Annotated in this window: 16 protein-coding genes and 1 pseudogene; 3 read left to right on the forward strand and 14 right to left on the reverse strand. The window is 71.7% G+C overall.

Annotated elements, in window-relative coordinates; translation table 11 throughout:
• Positions 1-737: 737 nt before the first annotated feature.
• Positions 738-1,226, forward strand: a complete 489-nt coding sequence (locus tag QE392_RS15345; RefSeq protein WP_307453270.1) for a hypothetical protein — start codon at positions 738-740, stop codon at positions 1,224-1,226.
• Positions 1,227-1,407: 181 nt separating this feature from the next.
• Here the strand turns inward: QE392_RS15345 and QE392_RS15350 are convergent, their stop codons facing one another.
• The 6 genes and pseudogenes from QE392_RS15350 to QE392_RS15375 form a co-directional block, all read right to left on the reverse strand.
• Positions 1,408-2,436, reverse strand: coding sequence for a 6-phosphofructokinase (locus tag QE392_RS15350; RefSeq protein WP_307453272.1), 1,029 nt, complete (start codon positions 2,434-2,436; stop codon positions 1,408-1,410).
• A 60-nt stretch (positions 2,437-2,496) separates the two neighbouring features.
• The gene (locus tag QE392_RS15355) at positions 2,497-2,802 is read right to left on the reverse strand and encodes a hypothetical protein (RefSeq protein WP_307453274.1); all 306 of its coding nucleotides are present in this window, start codon (positions 2,800-2,802) and stop codon (positions 2,497-2,499) included.
• Positions 2,803-2,908: 106 nt separating this feature from the next.
• A complete protein-coding gene (locus QE392_RS15360; protein ID WP_444875307.1) occupies positions 2,909-4,168 on the reverse strand; it encodes an IS30 family transposase in 1,260 nt (419 codons plus the stop codon).
• Positions 4,169-4,453: 285 nt separating this feature from the next.
• Positions 4,454-6,613: a DEAD/DEAH box helicase gene (locus tag QE392_RS15365; protein WP_307453277.1), complete on the reverse strand. Its 2,160-nt coding sequence runs from the start codon at positions 6,611-6,613 to the stop codon at positions 4,454-4,456.
• A gap of 267 nt (positions 6,614-6,880) precedes the next feature.
• Complete coding sequence (locus tag QE392_RS15370; RefSeq protein WP_307453279.1) at positions 6,881-9,091, reverse strand: copper-translocating P-type ATPase; 2,211 nt, start codon at positions 9,089-9,091, stop codon at positions 6,881-6,883.
• Positions 9,092-9,296: 205 nt separating this feature from the next.
• Positions 9,297-9,458 (reverse strand): annotated as a pseudogene (locus QE392_RS15375) (cation transporter); the annotation flags it as partial.
• A 309-nt stretch (positions 9,459-9,767) separates the two neighbouring features.
• Between QE392_RS15375 and QE392_RS15380 the strand changes: the two are divergent.
• Complete coding sequence (locus QE392_RS15380) at positions 9,768-11,135, forward strand: MFS transporter (protein ID WP_307453281.1); 1,368 nt, start codon at positions 9,768-9,770, stop codon at positions 11,133-11,135.
• A 42-nt stretch (positions 11,136-11,177) separates the two neighbouring features.
• On the opposite strand, the gene QE392_RS15385 is transcribed toward QE392_RS15380, so the two are convergent.
• From QE392_RS15385 to QE392_RS15405, 5 genes are all read right to left on the reverse strand, one after another.
• The gene (locus QE392_RS15385) at positions 11,178-12,122 is read right to left on the reverse strand and encodes a bifunctional riboflavin kinase/FAD synthetase (protein ID WP_307453283.1); all 945 of its coding nucleotides are present in this window, start codon (positions 12,120-12,122) and stop codon (positions 11,178-11,180) included.
• Entirely contained in the window at positions 12,119-12,538 is a 420-nt protein-coding gene (locus tag QE392_RS15390; RefSeq protein WP_307453285.1) for a hypothetical protein, read from the reverse strand. Before QE392_RS15390 ends, QE392_RS15385 begins: the two co-directional genes overlap by 4 nt.
• A 109-nt stretch (positions 12,539-12,647) precedes the next feature.
• Positions 12,648-13,016: a hypothetical protein gene (locus QE392_RS15395; protein ID WP_307453287.1), complete on the reverse strand. Its 369-nt coding sequence runs from the start codon at positions 13,014-13,016 to the stop codon at positions 12,648-12,650.
• The gene (gene truB, locus QE392_RS15400; protein ID WP_307453289.1) at positions 13,013-13,906 is read right to left on the reverse strand and encodes a tRNA pseudouridine(55) synthase TruB; all 894 of its coding nucleotides are present in this window, start codon (positions 13,904-13,906) and stop codon (positions 13,013-13,015) included. Before truB ends, QE392_RS15395 begins: the two co-directional genes overlap by 4 nt.
• Entirely contained in the window at positions 13,906-14,409 is a 504-nt protein-coding gene (locus tag QE392_RS15405; RefSeq protein WP_307453290.1) for a hypothetical protein, read from the reverse strand. Before QE392_RS15405 ends, truB begins: the two co-directional genes overlap by 1 nt.
• A 258-nt stretch (positions 14,410-14,667) precedes the next feature.
• On the opposite strand from QE392_RS15405, the gene QE392_RS15410 reads away from it, so the two are divergent.
• Positions 14,668-15,534, forward strand: coding sequence for an A/G-specific adenine glycosylase (locus QE392_RS15410; protein WP_307453292.1), 867 nt, complete (start codon positions 14,668-14,670; stop codon positions 15,532-15,534).
• 123 nt (positions 15,535-15,657) lie between these two features.
• Here QE392_RS15410 and QE392_RS15415 read toward each other — a convergent pair whose 3' ends face one another.
• From QE392_RS15415 to infB, 3 genes are all read right to left on the reverse strand, one after another.
• Positions 15,658-16,641: a CPBP family intramembrane glutamic endopeptidase gene (locus tag QE392_RS15415; protein ID WP_307453294.1), complete on the reverse strand. Its 984-nt coding sequence runs from the start codon at positions 16,639-16,641 to the stop codon at positions 15,658-15,660.
• Between the two features lie 124 nt (positions 16,642-16,765).
• Positions 16,766-17,233, reverse strand: a complete 468-nt coding sequence (gene rbfA / locus QE392_RS15420) for a 30S ribosome-binding factor RbfA (protein ID WP_307453295.1) — start codon at positions 17,231-17,233, stop codon at positions 16,766-16,768.
• Positions 17,234-17,435: 202 nt separating this feature from the next.
• A complete protein-coding gene (gene infB, locus QE392_RS15425) occupies positions 17,436-20,294 on the reverse strand; it encodes a translation initiation factor IF-2 (protein WP_307453297.1) in 2,859 nt (952 codons plus the stop codon).
• Positions 20,295-20,308 lie beyond the last annotated feature (14 nt).

Here is a 20,308-nt window from a genome sequence, read left to right on the forward strand (position 1 = left end):
CCGTCGCCTCGTGCGGCGGGGCGTTCCTATCGCCTGGCGCGGCGGGGCATCCCTATCGCCTCGTGCGGCGGGGCATACCCGTGTCCCACTTCGTGCGAGTTGAAGGCCTCGAGTCTGCACAAAGTGGGACATCCACGGCCCGCAGCCTCGCGCAGCCCCCGCGCATGTCCCACTCGGTGCGGGAAGAGGGCCTTGATTTCGCACGAAGTGGGACATGGACTCCGACGGCGCCGGAGGCCGCGGCGGCTCCTCCCCGGCCCCGGCGCGAGGATCGTCGTCCACAGATCTCGGTCGTCCGCCGCTACCGCATGCGCGGCGCAGGCATCCTCGGGGGATGTCCGACCACACACCGATCTTCTCCGTCCGGGATGCCGTGGCAACGGGGCGCTCGCGCTTCGCCCTGCGCCGCGTCGGCATGCGGGTGCCGTACACCGGCGTGCGCTCCCTCGCTGTCCGGCCGCCGTTGACCGACCTTCGGCCGGGCGGCGGAGTACGCCCCGCGACTGGGCGAGGGACAGTTCTTCAGCCACGAGACCGCGCTCGGGTTGCTCGGCGCTCCCCTCCCCGCGTATCCGTGGGTGCCCGGCATCCACGTATCAGCGCACCGACCCCAACGTGAGCCGCGAGTCCGCGGCATCCGAGGCCACCGGCTGCAGACGCGGGAACGCGCCGTCTCATTCACCTCGGAAGGGTGGCCTGTCGAGCATCCCGTGCGAGCCTGGCGGCAATGCGCGACGTTGTGGGGCATCGACGACCTCGTCGCCGCAGCCGACTTCCTTCTCACGGACGCACACCCACGCGTCGAGGTGGAGGAGCTGCGAGCCGAGATCGAACGGATGGGTGATACCGCCGGTCGGGCGCTGGCGCGCGCCCTCGCGCAGAGCCGCCGTGGTCCCCGATCTCCTGCGGAAACGCGCCTTCGACTGGTTCTCGCGCGCAACGGCCTGCCCGCGCCGGAGATCTCCTGGGTGCTGCGCGACGCCCGTGGCGCCTTCGTTGCCGAGCTGGACCTGGCCTACCCCGACTGGAGGATCGCCGCGGAGTACGACGGCCGGGTTCATGCCGAGGACGTGCGGCAGTTCGCCCGAGACGCCGACCGATGGGACGCGATCCGTGCCTGCGGCTGGCAGCATGTTCGCATCCTCGCCCACCACATGCGCGAGAACGGCCAACCAGCGGTTCGGAAAGTGCGCGAGGCGCTTCGCCGCGCGGGCTGGCGGGGATGAACGTTCGCATGTCCCACTTTGTGCCGGTTGCGGCTCCGAAAACTGCACAAATCGGGACACGACGGGTCGCGGACGATCACGACGGGAACGCCCTGCCCCGCACACAGCACGACGCCCTGCCCCGCACACAGCACGACGCCCCGCCCCGCGCGAATCGGGACGGGGCGTCGACGGGCAAAACTCAGCCGAACAGGGCAGCGGCCTCTTCGTAGCGGTAGAGGGGCACGCTGTTGAGCTCGCCGAGGGCGTCGGCGAAGGGCACGCGCACGATGTCGGTGCCGCGCATCGCGACCATCTGCCCCCAGGCACCCTCCTGCAGGGCGTCGGCGGCGTGCAGGCCGAGGCGCGTCGCGAGCACGCGGTCGAACGCCGAGGGCGAACCGCCGCGCTGGATGTGACCCAGCACCGTGGCGCGGGTCTCGATGCCGGTCAGGCGCTCGATCTCGGGCGCGAGCTGCTCGCCGATGCCACCCAGGCGCGGGCGGTTGAAGGCGTCGAGGCCCTTGTCGCTGAAGGCCTCGTCCATCCCGGTGAGCTTGAAGCCCTCGGAGACGACGACGAGCGGCGCACGACCGCGGTCGTGCGCGCGGCTGACCTGCTCGACGATCTCATCGATCGACATCGGCACCTCGGGGATGCAGATCACGTGCGCTCCCGCCGCGATACCCGCGTGCAGCGCGATCCATCCCACGTGACGCCCCATGACCTCGGCCACCATGCAGCGCTGGTGCGAGTCACCGGTGGTGCGCAGGCGGTCCATGGCATCCGTCGCGATGTTGACGGCCGTGTCGAACCCGAAGGAGTAGTCGGTGGCGCGCAGGTCGTTGTCGATGGTCTTCGGCACGCCGATGACGTTGATGCCGTCCTTCGACAGGCGGTCAGCCGCTGCAAGAGTGCCCTCGCCGCCGATGGCCAGGATGCCGTCGAGGCGATGCCCGTACATGGTCTTCGAGATGTTCTCGGCACCACCGCGCACCCCCTCGTACGGGTTCGTGCGGCTGGTGCCGAGGATCGTGCCGCCGACCTTGGACAGCCCCTTCACCTCGTGACGCGTGAGGGGGAAGAAGTCGCCGTCGACGACGCCCCGCCAGCCGTCACGGATGCCGACGAACTCGATGTCGTAGTTCGTCGTGCCCTTGAGCACGACCCCACGGATGACCGCGTTGAGCCCGGGGCAGTCGCCGCCGCTGGTCAGGATGCCGATCTTCATTGGCTGGAGTCCTCGCTGTGGTTCGGGTGGAGGGAGAAGGCGCCGTTGCCGTCTTCGACCTTATCGCCGCGGGCAGGAACGGTGCCACACGGTGACGAAGGGGCGAGGGATGCCGAGACCCGACGCCGATGTCCGCCGACGGCCCGCCGCGCACGGCGTGACGAGCACACCGGATGCAGGATCAGCGACGCCCTGCTCTGCCGCGAACAGCGTGACGAGCACACCGGACGCCGGATCACCGACGCCCCGCGCTACCGCGAACAGCGCGACGAGCACACCGGATGCCGGAGCACCGACGCCCTGCTCTGCCCCGAACAGCGTGACGAGCGCGCCGGACGCAGGAACGCCGATGGGCAACCACCACACTCGGCGAGATGAGCACGCCGGATGCCGCGATCCGCGCCGGTTCCGCCCCGCCGGCGTGACGGGCACAGGAGGTTGCGACGAGAACAGGCTGTCTCGGCCGGCGGTTTCAGGCGGTCAGTGCAACACCGTTGTCTGGTGGGGTTGAGAGTAGTCGTTCAAGGGCTTCGGTGGGGGTGGCCCAGTCGAGGGTCATGCGGGGGCGGTCGTTGAGTTGGGTGGCGACGTAGTCGAGGTAGTCGGCGGTGTAGCCGGAGAGGTCGGTGCCTTTGGGGAAGTATTGCCGGAGCAGGCCGTTTGTGTTCTCGTTCGTTCCGCGCTGCCAGGGTGAGTGCGGGTCGCAGAAGAAGACCCCGTCGCGCAGGTCGGCTTCGACGGTGATCCTGGCGTGGGCGGACAGCTCCTTGCCTTGGTCCCAGGTGATGGATCGTCGCAGCAGGTCGGGCAGTCGCCGCATTTGTTGGATCATCTGATCGGCGACAGTCTCGGCGTCTCGGCGGGCGGGCAAGTGCAGCAAGATCACGAACCGGGTGGCGCGTTCGACCAGGGTTCCAATCTGTGACAGACCGTCCTTGCCGATGATGAGGTCCCCTTCCCAGTGGCCGGGGACGGCGCGATCTTCTGCTTCGGCGGGACGGTCGGAGATCATCACCATCCCGGGGATCTTTCCTGGCCCGGCCGCTGCGGCCGCTTGACGTTGGGTTCGGGCGCGGGGCTTGCGGGTGGTGCGGCCTGAGCGCAGCGCCCGTGTGAGCTCGTTGCGTAACTCACCGCGACCCTGCACGAACAGGGACCGGTAGATCGCCTCGTGCGAGATGCGCATGCTCTCATCATCCGGGAAGTCCACCCGCAGGCGTCGGCTGATCTGCTGCGGGGAGTGTCCCAGCCTCAACCGCCGCTGCACCTCGACCCGCAGCGAGAGCTGCGAAGCGAGCTTGGATGGCTTAGGGCGCGATAGGCGCCGATCCGCGCGGCCCTGCGCGGTCGAGGGTGAGTAGAACACCGACTGGGTGGGCGGGCGCATCGTGCGTTTCGCCCGGTAGCGCGGCAGATTGCCGCGATTGCGACGCAACTCCCGCAGCACCGTCGAGGGATGCCGGCCAAGGCCCCGAGCGATCTGACGGATCGATTCGCCCCGCGCCACTCCAACAGCGATCTGCTCACGCTCGAGAAGGGTCAGAAACCGACCCGAGGGATCAGACAACGACAACGGTGACATACCGCCAGCATCCCGAAACCATCTCTCCGCACCCTGCCGCGACGCGCCCGCCGCCCCCGCCGCATCCGCCGTCGACAATCCCGCCGCGATACCTCGCCAAAACTCCCGCTTCACACTCCGCAACACACTGAACACCGCCCACCCCCTCAATCAGGGTGTTGCACTGACCACTTGAGTGCGCCGCCGAGATCGGCCTGTTCTCGTCGAACTCCCTGTTCTCGCGACGACGCCCGCCGGGGGGCCTCCACCATCGTCCGGCCGCGCCGAGGTACGCCTCGCGCCCGGACGGATGCGCACGAACGCCCCCGCCGAAGCGACCGGGGCGTCCACTCTGCGACGCACGAACACCCCGGCGCCGAAGCGAGCCGAGCGTCCACTCGGCGACGCACGAACGCCCCGGCGCCGAAGCGACCGGGGCGTCCGCGAGGAGCCGGGTCAGGCCTTGCCGAGCGCCTGACGCAGCAGGTGCATGAGCGCCGACAGCTGCACCGAGTCGCTCGAGCCGGGCTCGATGGCCTGGCCGTCGAGGGCGCGGGCCGCGAGGCCCTCCTTCGAGTCGATGAGCTCGGCGATCTTCGTGTCGATCGTGTGCGCGGCGATGATGCGCCACGCCGTCACGGGCTCCTCCTGGCCGATGCGGTGCACGCGGTCGATCGCCTGCGTCTGCTCGGCCGCGGTCCACGACAGCTCGGCGAGCACGACGTTGGAGGCGGCCTGCATGTTGAGGCCGACGCCGGCGGCGGTGAGCGAACACACCGCGATCCCGACGTCGGGGTCGGTGTTGAACGCGTCGATCGCGGCCTGTCGCGCGGTGGACGTCTGCTCACCGCGCACCGAGACGGCCTTGAGACCGGATGCCTTGAAGTGGGCCTCCGCGGCATCCATCACGTCGATGTGCTTGGCGAAGAACACGACCTTGCCGACCGAGCGCTGCAGCTGCACGGCGTAGTCGGCGGCGAGGTGCGCCTTGGCCTGACCGATGCGGCGGACCATGGTGAAGACGTTCTCGCTGCCCGAGCCCGCGGCCTTGGACTCCTCCAGCTCGCCGTGGGCGACGAGGCGCACGATGTCCTCGTCGATCTCCCCGGCGGCGAGGCCCCGGTCCCCGCGCGCCTCGATGATGCGGCGGTACTTCGCGGCCAGCCGCGCGCCGAGCTCGCGCTCGGCCTGGCGGATGGACCGGCCGTACTCGTCGTCGAGCTCGACGGGCAGGTCGGCGACGAGCTTGTCGGGCAGGTCGGCGGCGACGTCCTTCTTCTTGCGCCGCACGATGCCCATCGAGATGACGGCCTCGCGCGCCTCGGGGTAGAACGCCTTGTCGGCGGGGGTCAGGCCCGTGGCATCCAGCTTCTCCATGAGCTCGGGGCCCGGCTTCTCGCCGTTCGTCCAACCGAGGAAGCGCCAGATCGCGTCGAAGTCCTCGACATCGTTGATCAGCGGGGTACCGGTGAGGGCGAGCAGGAGCGGGTCGCGCGTCTGCTGGCGGACGCGGGATGCCAGGGCCAGCACGTTCTGCGACCGCTGCGAGGTGAGGTTCTTGATGAAGTGCGCCTCGTCGACGACGACGCCCTTGAGGCCGATCGACGACAGCCACGACAGGTGCCGGTCGAGGATCTCGTAGTTGACGATGAACACGTCGGCGAAGGCGTCGATGTCGGCCCCGCCGCCGGAGATGACGGTGGCACGGCGCTGCGGCGTCCAGCGCTGCACCTCGCGGGCCCAGTTCATCTTCACGACGTTGGGCACCACGACCAGCAGCGGGTACGCGTCGGCGACGGATGCCGCCAGCACCGACTCCGCGGTCTTGCCCAGGCCCGGCTCGTCGGCCAGCAGGAACGAGCGGTGACCCAGGCGGACGGCCTCGAGGAAGCGCGACTGGTGCGGCATGACCTCGAGCCCGCGCGGCGAGAGCCGATCGAACTCGGGCACGGGCGGCAGGTCCATGCTGGCGGCCGACCCGCCGGCGCCGGTCTCGAACGCCTTGTACAGCGGACCCATGAGCTCCCAGCCGTCGAGGCGGCGACGGGGAGCGTCGCCGGTCTGGCGGGGCGTGAGGTCGGGCGCGAGGAAGGGGTTGGCCATCTGGCGCGCCTCGATGGATGCCGGCACGACCTGCTTCTCGGCGAGCGCCGCCGGCACGACCGGGGCGATCTTGGGCGTGTTGTCGGTGATGATGAGCTCGTCGGGCGGCAGTTCGGCACCGGACTCCAGCAGCCAGTCGCGGCGCATGCGGCGGGCGACGGGCGAGGTGGCCTGGTCGACCTCGAGCAGCTGGATGAGCGAGGTGTCGCGCGCGGCGGTCTTCGCGAGGATCGTCGCCACGCCGTCGAGACGCTTCAGCAGCTCGGCGCGGGCGGCGTCGGTGATTTCGGTGTCGGCCTTGACCCGGGCGCGCTCCTCGCGGACGAGGAAGGCGATCACCTGGAACTTGACGCGGTTGGTGGGCCCGAGCTTGCCGCGCTGCGCCTTCGCCTCGACCTCGCGCACCTTGCGGGCGAGGATCGGGATGACGGGGGCTTCGTCGTCGCGTCGGGATGACGTGGTCTTTCTGCGCCGCTGGTTCGAGCTACGGGCGGCGGTTGCCGTGGTCGGCATGCTCCTCCTGAGCGTGTCGTCCGGATGACAGTCCGGAGCGTCCGGCGAATGCCGGTGGATCAGTGACCCCGGAATGCGTCGCGCGAACCGCCGCCGGAGAAGCGGTGTCGGCGACCCGCGACGCGTCTACGCCGGAACGGCTCGCGAGACAGCGGAAGTCGGGATCCCCTTCATTCTAGCGGTCCGCGCCGACGATACGCGTGAGGCGCCGGAATTGATCTCGCGCGGCGCCGCCACGCGACGCCTCGCGACACCTCGCGCGCGGGATCAGACGGCGCGGCGCAGCCGCAGGCTGTTCAGCACGACGAACACGCTCGAGAACGCCATGGCCGCGCCCGCGAGCATCGGGTTCAGCAGTCCGAGAGCCGCGAGCGGGAGAGCGGCGACGTTGTACGCGAACGCCCAGAAGAGGTTGCCGCGGATCACCCGCATCGTGCGCCGACCCAGACGAACGGCGGTCACGATGCCGCGCGGGTCGTCGCGCATGAGAGCCACGTCGCTCGCGTGCAGCGCGGCATCCGTCCCCCCTCCCATCGCGATGCCCAGATCGGCGGATGCCAGGGCCGCGGCGTCGTTGACTCCGTCGCCGACCATGGCCACGGTGCGTCCCTCGCCCTTCAGTGCCGCGATCTCGGACACCTTGCCCTCGGGCAGCACGCCGGCGACGACTCGTTCGATGCCGAGCTCGGCGGCGACGGTCCGGGCGACGTGGACGTTGTCGCCGGTGAGCAGCACCGGCTCGAGGCCCATCCCGCGCAGCTCGGCGACAGCCGCCGCGCTCTCGGGGCGGACGGTGTCGGCGACCTCGATCACGGCGCGGACGCGCATCGCGCCCCCGGCATCGGTCCACCCGGCGACGACCACCGTTCCGCGCTGCTCGCCGTCGGCGACGGCAGCTGCGAGCGTGTCGGGCAGCGCGGCGCCGAGGTCCGCGGCGAGCGCGGGACGCCCGGCGAACACGCGGACGCCGTCGACGACGCCGGTGATCCCGCGTCCGGGCAATGCCTCGAGGTCGCTCGCGACCGCACCCTCCCCCGCGGCGCAGGCGATGGCGTGCGCCACGGGGTGCTCTGAGCCGCGCTCGACGGACGCGATGCGCCGGAGCGCCTCGTCGGCATCCTCCCCCTCGGCCACGGTGACCGCGACGACGCTCATGCGTCCGGCGGTGAGGGTACCGGTCTTGTCGAGCACGATCGTGTCGATGCGCTCGGCCGACTCCAGGGCTGCGGGGCCCGTGACCAGGATGCCGAGCTGGGCGCCGCGGCCGGTGCCGACGAGGATGGCGATGGGCGTCGCCAGACCCAGGGCGCACGGGCAGGCGATGATGAGCACCGCGACCGCCGCGGTGAAACCGGCCGCGACGGGCTGCCCGGCCACGATCCACGCGACGAGGGTGAGGACCGCGAGCACGATCACGACGGGGACGAACACGCCCGAGATGCGATCGGCGAGGCGCTGCGCCCGGCTCTTACCGAGCTGAGCGTCCTCGACGAGACGGGCGATGCGCGCAAGGCGCGTCTGCTCGCCGACCCCCGTCGCACGCACGACCAACCGGCCACCCGAGGCGATGGTGCCGCCCGTCACCGTCGAGCCCGGACCGACGTCGATCGGCATGGACTCACCGGTCAGCATGCTCTCGTCGACCGCGGCGCGGCCGTCCATGACCTCGCCGTCGGTGGCGACGGTGGCGCCCGGCCGCACGACGAAGACGTCGCCCACGGCGAGGTCATCGATGTCGATGCGCCGGCCGTCGGCCAGCTCGGCCTCGCGCGCACCGAGATCCAGGAGCGCCCGCAAAGCCGCGCCGGCGCGACGGGTCGAGCGCTGCTCGATGACGCGACCCAGCAGAAGGAACACGGTCACCGCAGCGGCGACCTCGAAATACACCACCGAGGTGGCGTCGTGCACCGGGCCGAAGAGCATCACGTCGTGCCGGATGCCGATCCGCCCGGCGCTGCCGAACACCAGCGCCCACACGCTCCAGAGGTACGCGGCGAAGGTGCCGAGCGTGATGAGGGTGTCCATGGTCGCGGCGCCGTGACGCGCATTGCGCAGCGTGGCACGGTGGAAGGGCCACCCGCCCCAGAGCACGATCGGCGTCGTGAGGACGAGCGACACCCACTGCCAGCCGGCGAACTGCCACGCCGGGATCATTCCGAGCGCGACGACCGGCACGGCCAGGCCGAGCGACACCCGCAGCCGCGTCAGCAGCGGCGTCGCGCCGGGTGCGTCCTGCACCTCGTGCACGTGTCCGCCGTGGCCGTCGGTGGCGTGGTCGCCGGTCGCGTGATCCCCGGCCTCGTGGGCCCCGGTCGGGTGATCCCCGGCGGGGTGGTCCCCGGTCGCGTGCTCCCCGGCGGGGTGGTCGCCGGTCTGCTCGTCGGATGCTCCGGCGGCGCGGTGCGGCACCGGGGACACGCCGAGGGGTGCGGCGTGGTGCGCGCGCGCCACGATGTCGTCGCCCGTCACGGCATCCATCGCCCCTCCCGGAGCCGGGATGGGAACGGGGCCGCGCGTCCCCGCCGGCGGGGGCTGCCGCCGCGTCCGATGGAGCCGTCGGCTCCGCGACTCCGACCGCTGCGCCGCGGGCCCGCGACGAACCCGAACGCGTCCGAACGCGGGCGTCGTATCCGGCGGCGCGGACGGCATCGATCAGGGCGGCGGTGTCCATGCCCGCCGGATAACGCACGCGGGCCGTCTCGGTCGCGAGATTCACCGCAGCCTCGACACCTTCGACGCGTCCCAGTCTCTTCTCGACGCGGGCGACGCAGCTCGCGCACGTCATCCCCTCGATGTCGAGCACCGCGACGACGGTGGGGTCGGCGGCATCCGTGTTCTCGCCCATGGCTCCTCCTCCGGTCCTACGCCTGTCAACAGGATACCCCCTGGGGGTATTCCAGCGTCCGCTCGCCGAACACCACGCAGGAGTTCTCGTCGGCGCGGTGCATCGACTGCCGCGCGACTGCGGCGCCCGGGGGCAGGTTCTCCGGCGTCTTGGTCCGGCACCGCGACCGACGAGCCGGACGCCCGGCGCCCGCCCGCCCCGCCCGCCCCGCCCGGCCCGCACCCCACGCCCGCCCGCCCGGCTCTGCCCACCCAGCGCCCACCCGCCCCGTCCGGCCCCGCCCCGACCGCGCAACCCTACGCTGGAACGATGGGCGAGGCGATGACGCGCGAACAGCGGACGGTGCTCGCCATCGCCGTCCTCGCGTCTTTCGTGTCGTTCCTGGACGGCACCGTCGTCACCGTCGCGCTCCCCGCGATCGCCGGGGAACTCGGCGGCGGCCTGACCACCCAGCAGTGGGTCGTCGATGCGTACCTCGTCACCCTCGGCGCCTTCATCCTCGTCGCGGGCTCCCTCAGCGACGTGTTCGGGCGCGTGGTCGTGCTTCGCGCCGGACTGATCGGCTTCGGCCTCACCTCGGTCGCCATCGCCGCGGCGCCCACGGCGGAGTTCCTCATCGTGGCACGCGCGCTGCAGGGAATCGCCGGAGCGCTTCTGGTGCCGAGTTCGCTCGCGCTGATCACCTCCACCTTCCGCGGTCCCGCCCAAGCCCGCGCGATCGGCATCTGGACCGGCGCCACGACCGTCGCGATGATCGCGGGTCCCCTGATCGGCGGCGTCTTCGTCGACACGCTGTCGTGGCGTCTGGTGTTCCTCGTCAACGTGGCGCCGATCGCCCTCACGATGTGGCTCCTCGTGCGGCTCGGCCACCGCGACCATCGCCGCGCGGGCGCGCGCGTCGACATCGTCGGCGCGGTGCTGTGCGCGACGGGCCTCGGCGGCGTGGTGTTCGCCCTGATCGAGCAGCCGAACCTCGGCTGGGCCTCTCCCGTGATCTGGGTGCCGGGTCTCGTCGGTGCCGCCGCCTTCGCCGGCTTCCTCGTGCGCCAGCGCCTCGCCCGCGACCCGATGATGCCCCTCGACCTGTTCCGTGCCCGCAACTTCTGGGCAGGGAACCTCGCCACCGTCTTCGTGTACGCCGCCCTCTCCCTGAACGGGTTCGTCGTGAGCGTGTACCTCCAGCAGGGCGCGGGGCTGTCCGCGACCCTCGCCGGTCTCGCGTCGCTGCCGAGCACGCTCCTGATGATCGCCCTCAGCTCCCGGATGGGGGCTCTGGCCGGCCGGCACGGCCCCCGGCTGTTCATGACGCTCGGGCCGCTCGTCATGGCGGCGGGTTCGCTGCTGCTCCTTCGCGTCGGCGAGGACTTCGACTACTGGACACAGGTGCTGCCGGGCATCATCGTCTTCGGTCTCGGCCTGACGGCGACCGTCTCGCCCCTCACCGCCGCCGTGCTCGGCGCGATCGAGACGGAGCGTTCGGGGATCGCCTCGGCCGTGAACAACGCGGTCTCCCGCGTCGCAGGCCTCCTCGCGATCGCGGCGGTGTCCGCGGTGGTCGGCGGCTCGCTCGATCTCGACGGCTTCCACCGGGCGGCTCTCGTCACCGCCCTGCTGATGGTGCTCGGGGGCGCGGCGTCGTTCCTCGGCATCCGGAATCAGCTCTCCCGGCCGACGTGACGCCGCTTGCGCCGCAGCGAACGGGATGCCGACGGCGACCGTTCAGCTCAGGATCGCGCGCGTACGCTCCACGTCGTCGGCCATCTGCACGAGCAGCGCCTCGACTCCGTCGAACGCCGTCATCCCGCGCACGCGTTCGACGAAGCGCACCTCGACGTCGTGGCCGTAGAGGTCGAGCCCCGTCTCGTCCAGCACGTACGCCTCCACCTGACGGGAGTGCACGTCGTCGAACGTCGGGTTGGTGCCCACGCTGATGGCTGCGGGGTAGCTGATGCGGCGGGCGCCGTCGACGTCGACGAGCCAGCCGGCGTACACGCCGTCGGCGGGGACGAACCCCTCGAGGTCGGGTGAGAGGTTGGCGGTGGGGTAGCCGAGCTCGCGCCCGCGTTTGAGGCCGTGCACGACCTCGCCCCACACCGACGGCGCGCGCCCGAGCAGGCGCGCGGCGGTGGTGACGTCTCCCGCGCTCAGCGCCTCACGGATCCACGTCGACGAGACGCGCCGGTCGGCGTGCACCGCGCGCACGTCGTCGACCACGTCGACGCGGAAGCCGTGCTCGGCACCCAGGCGCTCGAGCAGGGCCGGGTCGCCCGCACCTGCGGCGCCGAAGCGGAAGTCGCGTCCGACCAGAACCGTCCGCGCCCGCAACGCGTCGACGAGGATGCCGCGGACGAACTCCTCCGCCGGGATCGACGCGAGCGCCTCGTCGAAGGTCAGCAGCAGGGTCGCGTCCACTCCGGCGCGCTCGAGGAGGTCGAGCTTCTGGTGCGGCCCGATCACGTCGGGCGGGCAGCGCTCGGGGAGCAGCACACTGAGCGGGTTGCGGTCGAAGGTCACCGCGACGACCGTCGCCCCGTCGGAGGCGTCGACGCGGGCCCGGTCGATGACGGCCCGATGACCGGTATGGACGCCGTCGAACTTGCCGATCGCGACCACCGAGGGCCCGAACCCCGCGGGAACCTCCGCCGGATCGCGGAAGACGATCATGTCGTCGCCCGGCGGTGGCGCATCAGCCACCACAGGCCCAGGAACGGCAGCACGAGCGGAATGAAGAGGTAGCCGTAGCCGTACACCGACCACACCGTGGGGTGCTGGAAGAGCGCCGGATCGACGAGGCTGAGAGTGCCCACGACGAGCACCCCGACGAGTTCGAAACCGATGGCGATCCACGCCACGCGGTACCAGGCCGGGCGCGCCGAGAAGACCAGCGCGAGGGTCGCGAGGATGTAGACGACCGCGGCGAGCGCCGACAGCGTGTAGGCCAGCGGGGCCTCGTCGAATTCGCGCGCGATCTGCACGAAAGAGCGGCCCGTGGCGGCGAGCGCCATGATGCCGTAGACGACGACGAGGACACGGCCGATGCCGGTCATCCCCCGGGCGCGAGTGGGAGTGGTGGATGCCATGACCTCACGATTCTAGTTCGCTTGCGGCCATGGGGAACGGCGTCGGCTCTCCCGCTCCGCGACCGGCGTGGAGATCGCCTCAGCCGCGGGGCACGGCATCCCGAACCCGTCAGGCGATCTGGACCGTCCAGATCTGATGCATGCGCCAGACCATCACGGCGACGGCGAGGGCCGCGACGCCCATCACGACCGTGCTCCAGCGGCTGCGCTCCAGCAGCGCCCACGCCACGCCCGCGACCGGCACCAGGGCCGCGGAGACGAGGTACGTCCAGAACTCCAGCATGCTGCCCGTGGGCGTGTTGCCGGCGAACGGCGCGATGACGGCCACGACGATCTGCGCGATGAGCAGCAGCTCGATGAGCGCGAGGGAACCGACCGTCACATCCCCCGGCCGGCGCCCGAGAAGACCGGCGGCGATCGCGACGACGCCGGCGAGCACCGCGACGCCCACCTGCGCGAGCGTGAACCACAGGATCATCGGGCGACATCCTCGGGCATGTTCATGACGCTCTTCAGCTGCGCGCCCCGTCTCTCGACGATGCCGACGAGCCGCCCGTCCGGGTCGATCGCGGCGGCGACGGCACCGGTCAGGCGCCCTCCCCCGTCGATCCGCTTGCCGTGGCGCAGGTCGCGCGCCTCGTCCTCTCCGACGGCGAGAGCACCGACGACGACCGAGGCGGCGGTCGCGGGGGTGACGAGCCGCTCTTCGGCGATGTCGTCGACGGATGCCGCGGCGGCGATGTCGAAGGAGCCGATGCGCGTGCGGCGGAGCATCGTCAGGTGCCCGCCCACCCCGAGCGCGCGACCGAGGTCGCGGGCGAGGGCACGGATGTAGGTGCCGCTCGTGCAGTCGACGACCACGTCGACCTCGATGAGCTCCCCGTGCCGGCGCGTCTCGCGCACGTCGAAGCGCGAGACCGTCACGCGTCGGGCCTTCAGCTCGACCTCCTCACCCGCGCGGGCGAGGTCGTACGCGCGCCGGCCGGCGACCTTGATGGCCGAGACGGTGCTGGGCACCTGCTCGATCTCGCCGGTGAGGGCGGCGATCCCGGCCGCGATCGCCTCGTCTGTCACGGCGCCGACCGCGGCGGCATCCGCCCGCGCCGTCTCCACCCCGTCGGCGTCGTCGCTGTCGGTCGCGATCCCCAGCAGGATCGTCGCCTCGTACGTCTTGTCGGCGCCGACGATGTAGGTGAGCAGTCGGGTCGCGCCCTCGACGCCGAGCACGAGCAGCCCCGTCGCCATGGGGTCGAGGGTTCCCGCGTGCCCGATCTTGCGGGTGCCGAGCGCGCGCCGCGCCCGCGACACGACGTCATGGCTGGTGATGCCCCCCGGCTTGTCGACCAGGAGGATGCCGGGACGCGCCATCAGCAGAAGTCCCCGAACACCTGCACCGGGTGGGCGGGATCGGAGTTCTCGACGATCACGGATGCCGCCGCCTTCGGCCGCGCCGTGCGCAGGTAGTGCTTCTCGGCATCCGGAAGCTCGGGACGGGGCATGCCGAGGGGCGGGTTGCTCTCGAGCCAGACGGAGAAGTTCCAGAGGCCCCGCACTTCGGGGGTGTGGAGGAAGCGTCCGTCGACCACCAGGACGGCGTCGGCGGGGGCGACGAAGCCGGCGCCGAACTCCTCGCCCGCGCGGAAAGGGGCGACGAAGCGCTCGCGCGCCTCGGGCCCCCCGTCGGCGAGCGAGATGCGGAACGCCGTCGTGCCCTCTTCGGTGATCGCCTTCTCGAACCCGTCCGCGAACTCGCCCGCGGCGCGGCGGTCGAGTGAATCGATGGCGACCACCACTCGTCCCGCGCGGTTGTTCTGCCGCATCAGGTCGCGCAGGCTCCGCTGCAGGGTGTCGACGGTGTTCTCGCTGGGCATGCGTCCAGCCTACTTTCGCCGCATCGCGCGAGCGCGGCGCCCGGGCCGGCTCGAGCCCACGACCACCCCGGGCGCGCGACCAGACGGCACCCGCCTGCGCCTCCCCGCGTCGGGAGCGCGTTCGTCGTCTGCCGGAGGGAGGACGCGACGCCTCGGGGGCTCGCGCGCGAAGCGCGGCGCGATCGACCGTCTTCGTCCCGTCCGCACCGCCCCCGCGCCCGGAGCCCCGGAATCCACCCGAGCTTCTAGGCTGGACGGATGCCAGGACTCGCCGCCCCGCTCATCGCGTGGTACCGCGACGCGGCGCGCGACCTGCCGTGGCGCCGGGAAGGATTCGGCGCCTGGGGCACGCTCGTGAGCGAGTTCATGCTGCAGCAGACGCCTGTGAACCGCGTGATCCCGCACCTCGAGGCGTGGCTCGACCGCTGGCCCACGCCCGCCGACCTCGCGGCGTCGGCGCCGGGCGACGCCGTGACGCAGTGGGCGAACCTCGGCTATCCCCGGCGGGCCCTGTGGCTGCACCGGGCCGCGGTGGAGATCCGCGACCGGCACGATGGCGTCGTGCCGCGCGACGTCGACGCGCTGCTGGCACTCACGGGCATCGGCGACTACACCGCGCGTGCCGTGGCGGTCTTCGCGTACGGGGATCGGCATCCGGTCGTCGACACCAACACCCGCCGGGTGCTGGCCCGCGCCGTCGAGGGGCGCGCGCAGCCCGGATCGCCGCACCGTCGCGACCTCGAACGCATGGATGCCGAGTTGCCGGACGACCTCCGCGAGGCCGCCATCGTCAACGCGGCGGCGATGGAGCTCGGCGCGATCGTCTGCACCGCGCGGTCGCCGAGGTGCGAGCGCTGCCCGCTTGCGACGGTGTGCGCGTGGCGGGCGGCCGGCTACCCCGAGTCCGAGGACCGTCGTCGCCGTCAGGCGACGTATGAGGGAAGCGACCGTCAGGCGCGCGGTGCGGTGTTGAAGACGCTGCGCGAGGCCGCCCCCTCCCCCGTGCCGCTGTTCGCCGTGCTCGTCGACTGGCCGGATGCCGCACAGCGCGACCGCGCGATCGACTCGCTGATCTCCGACGGACTCGCCGAAGCCGAGGACGACCAGCTGCGGCTGCCCCGCTGACGCCCGGATCACCGGCGCTCGTGCGCACACGGGCACGCGGTCGGCCCCGGACGGGCACGCGGTCGGCACGACGTGTCGACCCCGCCTGCGCGAGACGGCACACGCCGCCCACCCCGGACGGACTCAGGATGCCGTCGACGAGACCTGTGCGACCGAGCGGGGACGGTCCGGCCCGAGTTCCGCGGCCAGACGGGCGGGGCGGAACTGACCCGCCACGAGCAGGGCCCCGATGACGACGGCGAACACGATCCACATGACCACCCCGAGCGGCGACACGAGGGCGGCGGCGGGGGTCGGCGAGCCGGCGGCGACGAAGAGGGCGCTCATGCCGGCCGCCGCATTGAACGCTCCATGGGCGAACACGGCGGGCCAGAGCGACGCGGTGCGCAGGCGCATCCAGCCGAGGAGGATGCCGAACAGCACGCACGCCACGACCATCAGCAGAACGCCGAACCCGTTGGGCTCGGCGAAGTTGTACCCGAGCAGGATCAGCGGCGCGTGCCAGAGGCCCCAGAAGCCTCCGGACACGACCAGGGCGGGCCACGTTCCCAGGGGCCGGAGGGCCGGCAGCAGCCACCCCCGCCAGCCGAGCTCCTCGCCGAAGGCGAAGGGCGCGTTGATCACTGCGCCCAGCGGGATGCTCGCGAGCTGCAGGACGACGAGCACACCGATCGGCGGAAGCGGGGTGCCCTCGGGCACGGCGCTGCGGAGGGTCTCCGCGAAGCCCGAGAACGCGACGAGATCGAAGTGCGCGAGACCGAGCACGCCCATGAGCGCGAGACCCGCCCCGATGAGCAGAGGCGCGGCGAGGATCACCGCGACGCAGGTCCAGATCGTCCGCGCCGCGGGCCGGAGCGGCCACATCCCGAGCTCCCGGAGCACGGCACGGGCTCCCCGGCGTCCGCGCGTCCTGCGTTGCACGAGGAGCGCCGCGACCGTGGCGACAGCCGGGGTCAGCATCATGGCCGCCGCCGTCACCCCGAACAGCGGGTCGGTGAGCCCCTGACCGCGCATCCAGAGCGGGAGCGCCACCAGCCACGAGAGGGCGAGAGAGGTCACGGCGAAGACGGCCAGGGCGGGCCGATCCGGTCGAGGTCGCGTATCCACATCACTACCGTACGAAGCGCCGTGGCTCTGCACCTCCCCCCGGAGGCGGATCATCGTCGGGTTCCGACGACGATGGCCGGACGCCGCCCGCTCGGGGCGCCATCCGGCCATCGGTCACGCGGGCTCAGGCCCGGTCGTCGTCGTCCTCGTCGAGGTCGTCGTCGTCCTCGTCGTGCGCGCGCGGCTTGACGTACGGATCCGCTTCGCCGGCGTAGGCGGCCGATGCGGCGAGGCCGGCGACCGACTCGTCACGTTCGCGCGCTTCGCGCAGCAGCGCCGAGATGTGGTCGGCGTTCTCGGGGATGCCGTCGAGGATGAACTCCAGCGACGGGGTGAGACGCGTGTTGAGGTGCTTGCCCACCTCGCTGCGCAGCATGCCGGTCGCAGACTTCAGCGCGGCGGCCGTGTCGGCGCGGTGCGCCTCGTCTCCCATGACGGTGTAGAACACCGACGCGCGCTGCAGGTCGCCCGTGACCCGTACGTCGGTGATGGTCACGAATCCGAGCCGCGGGTCGCGCAGCCCCTTCTCGAGCCGCTCGGCGAGCACCACGCGAATACGGTCGGCCACCCGAGCCTGTCGCTCTCCTGCCACGTCCTTCTCCTTCTCGTTCTTCATACCGCCGCGGATGACCCAGCGGGTAAGTATCCCCACGAGGATGCCGCCCCAGCGTAGGCCGGAGGGGTGTGCATCTCCGAGAGCATCGGGGTAGGGGCCCCGCTCTGCTCTCGAAGATGCACACCCCGCAGGCCGAAGCGGGAGCCGCGCCCGAAGACGCGACTCCCACCAGGTGTGATCAGCCTCGCGGCTTCTCGACCATTTCCGTCGTCTCGATCTCGTCGCCGACCTGGATGTCGTTGAACTTGCCCAGGCCGATACCGCACTCGAAGTCCGTGCGGACCTCGGTGACGTCGTCCTTGAAGCGGCGCAGCGACTCGATGGCCAGGCCGTCGGCCAGCACGACACCGTCGCGGATGACACGGGCCTTGGCGTTGCGCGTGATCGTTCCCGACCGCACGATGACACCGGCGATGTTGCCGAACTTCGAGGAGCGGAACACCTCGCGGATCTCGGCGACACCCGACTGCACCTCTTCGAACTCCGGCTTGAGCAGGCCCTTGAGCGACTGCTCGACGTCGTCGATCGCGTTGTAGATGACCGAGTAGAACCGCACGTCGACACCCTCGCGGGCGGCGCGCTCGCGGGCCTTCGTGTCGGGGCGGACGTTGAAGCCGATCACGATCGCGTTGTCGATCGTGGCCAGGTTGATGTCCGACTCGGTGATCGCACCCACACCGCGGTGGATGATGCGCAGCTGGACGCTGTCGTCGACCTCGATCTTGAGCAGCGACTCCTCGAGCGCCTCGACGGCACCCGACACGTCACCCTTGATGATGAGGTTGAGCGATTCGACCTTGCCCTCTTCGAGAGCGCGGGTGAAGTCCTCGAGCGAGATGCGCTTGCGGGCCTTGGCCAGCTGGGCGTTGCGCTCGGCGGCCTCGCGCTTCTCGGCGATCTGGCGCGCGGTGCGGTCTTCTTCGGTGACGATGAAGACGTCGCCGGCGCGGGGCACCGAGTTCAGTCCCTGCACCGAGACGGGACGCGACGGGTAGGCCTCGTCGACCGCTTCGCCGTTCTCGTCCATCATCGCGCGGACGCGGCCGTACGCCGTTCCGGCGACGATCGCGTCGCCGACGCGCAGCGTTCCCGACTGGATGAGCACCGTGGCGACCGAACCGCGACCCTTGTCGAGCTTCGCCTCGATGGCGACACCGCGAGCGGCCTTGTTCGGGTTGGCGGTGAGGTCGAGGCCGGCGTCGGCGGTCAGCAGCACGGCATCCAGGAGTTCCTGGATGTTCGTGCCCTGGCGGGCCGACACGTCGACGAACATGACGTCTCCGCCGTACTCCTCGGCGACCAGACCGTACTCGGTGAGCTGCTGGCGCACCTTGGCCGGGTTGGCGTCGGGCTTGTCGACCTTGTTGACCGCGACCACGATCGGCACGTTCGCCGCCTGGGCGTGGTTCAGCGCCTCGACCGTCTGGGGCATGATGCCGTCGTCGGCCGCGACCACGAGGATCGCGATGTCGGTCACCTGGGCACCACGGGCACGCATGGCGGTGAACGCCTCGTGACCCGGGGTGTCGATGAAGGTGATCGCGCGCTCGATGCCCTCGTGCTCGGTCCAGATCTGGTACGCACCGATGTGCTGCGTGATGCCGCCGGCCTCGCCCGCGACCACGTTGGTCTGGCGGATGGCGTCGAGCAGTCGCGTCTTACCGTGGTCGACGTGGCCCATGACGGTGACCACGGGGGGACGGATCTCGAGGTCGTCCTCGCTCTCCGCCTCCAGCTCGGCGTCGAGGTCGAGACCGAAGCCCTCGAGGAGCTCTTTGTCTTCGTCCTCGGGCGAGACCATCTGGATCTTGTAGCCGAGCTCGGCTCCGAGCACCTCGAAGGTGGCCTCGTCGAGCGACTCGGTCGCCGTCGCCATCTCGCCCAGGTTGAACAGGATGGTCACGAGCGTGCCGGGCTGCACGCTGTAGCCGCGCAGAGCCTCGAGCTTGTCGGCGAAGTCGGCGATGGAGGCACCGCGACGGAGGCGGATGATCTCGCCGTTGCCCTTCGAGACGTTGACGCCGCCGACGACCGGCGCTGACCGCATCTCGAATTCCTGCCGCTTCGCCCGACGCGACTTGCGCTGCTTGCTCTTGCCGCCGCCCTTACCGAAGGCACCTGCGGTCCCACCGCCGGGACCACGGCCGCGACCGCCGCCACCGCCGGGACGACCGGCGAAACCGCCGCCGCCCGGAGCACCGGGTGCGCCACCGGGACGCTGGAAGCCGCCGCCGGCGCCACCGGGACGACCGGGACCGCCGGGACGCTGCTGGAACGGAGCGCCGGGACGACCGCCGCCACCGGGGCGACCGGCGCCGCCGGGACGCGGAGCACCGGGGCGCGGAGCACCGGGACGCGGGGCCTGCGGACGCGGGATGTTGCCGGGCGTCGGGCGCTGACCCATGCCCTGCGCCGAGGCGAAGGGGTTGTTGCCGGGACGCGGGCCGGAGGGACGCTGGCCCATGCCCTGCGCCGAGGCGAACGGGTTGTTGCCCGGACGAGCGCCACCGGGACGCGGCGGCGCGCTGGGGCCGGGCTTGGGAGCGCCGGCACCGGGGGTCGGGGCCGCGGAGCCGGGCTTCGGCGCCGACGACGGGGTCGCCGAGGGCGCGGCGGGCTTGGCTGCGGGGGTGGTGGCCGCCGGAGCTGCGGGCGCGGGGGCGGGCGCTGCCGGGGTGGATGCCGCGGGAGCCGGAGCAGCGGCCGGAGCGGCGGGTGCTGCGGGCTTGGCGGGACCGGGGGTGGGGCCCGAGGGACGGGCGCCGGGGGTCGCCGCGGGGCGCGCGGGTCCGGGGCGCGCGCCGGCACCCGGACGAGCGCCGGCACCGGGACGAGCCGCGGGCGTGCCGGGCTTGGCATCCGAGGAACCGGACGAGGTCTCCGCCGCCAGTGCGGCGCGGAGCTTGCGCGCCACGGGGGGCGCGATGGTCGACGAAGGACTCTTGACGTACTCGCCGAGTTCCTTCAGCTTCGCGAGGGCGACTTTACTGTCGACGCCGATCTCGGAAGCGATCTCGTGCACGCGTGGGTTTGCCACAATTCTCCTGTCTG

Source organism: Microbacterium proteolyticum (assembly GCF_030818075.1).
Lineage (GTDB): Bacteria > Actinomycetota > Actinomycetes > Actinomycetales > Microbacteriaceae > Microbacterium > Microbacterium proteolyticum_A.

Coding starts and splice junctions, on each gene's coding strand:
- QE392_RS15350 (WP_307453272.1), bottom strand. CDS start 2,436: ATGAAGATCGGCATCCTGACCAGCGGCGGCGACTGCCCCGGGCTCAAC.
- QE392_RS15365 (WP_307453277.1), bottom strand. CDS start 6,613: ATGCCGACCACGGCAACCGCCGCCCGTAGCTCGAACCAGCGGCGCAGA.
- QE392_RS15370 (WP_307453279.1), bottom strand. CDS start 9,091: ATGGATGCCGTGACGGGCGACGACATCGTGGCGCGCGCGCACCACGCC.
- QE392_RS15380 (WP_307453281.1), top strand. CDS start 9,768: ATGGGCGAGGCGATGACGCGCGAACAGCGGACGGTGCTCGCCATCGCC.
- QE392_RS15385 (WP_307453283.1), bottom strand. CDS start 12,122: ATGATCGTCTTCCGCGATCCGGCGGAGGTTCCCGCGGGGTTCGGGCCC.
- QE392_RS15390 (WP_307453285.1), bottom strand. CDS start 12,538: ATGGCATCCACCACTCCCACTCGCGCCCGGGGGATGACCGGCATCGGC.
- QE392_RS15395 (WP_307453287.1), bottom strand. CDS start 13,016: ATGATCCTGTGGTTCACGCTCGCGCAGGTGGGCGTCGCGGTGCTCGCC.
- truB (WP_307453289.1), bottom strand. CDS start 13,906: ATGGCGCGTCCCGGCATCCTCCTGGTCGACAAGCCGGGGGGCATCACC.
- QE392_RS15405 (WP_307453290.1), bottom strand. CDS start 14,409: ATGCCCAGCGAGAACACCGTCGACACCCTGCAGCGGAGCCTGCGCGAC.
- QE392_RS15410 (WP_307453292.1), top strand. CDS start 14,668: ATGCCAGGACTCGCCGCCCCGCTCATCGCGTGGTACCGCGACGCGGCG.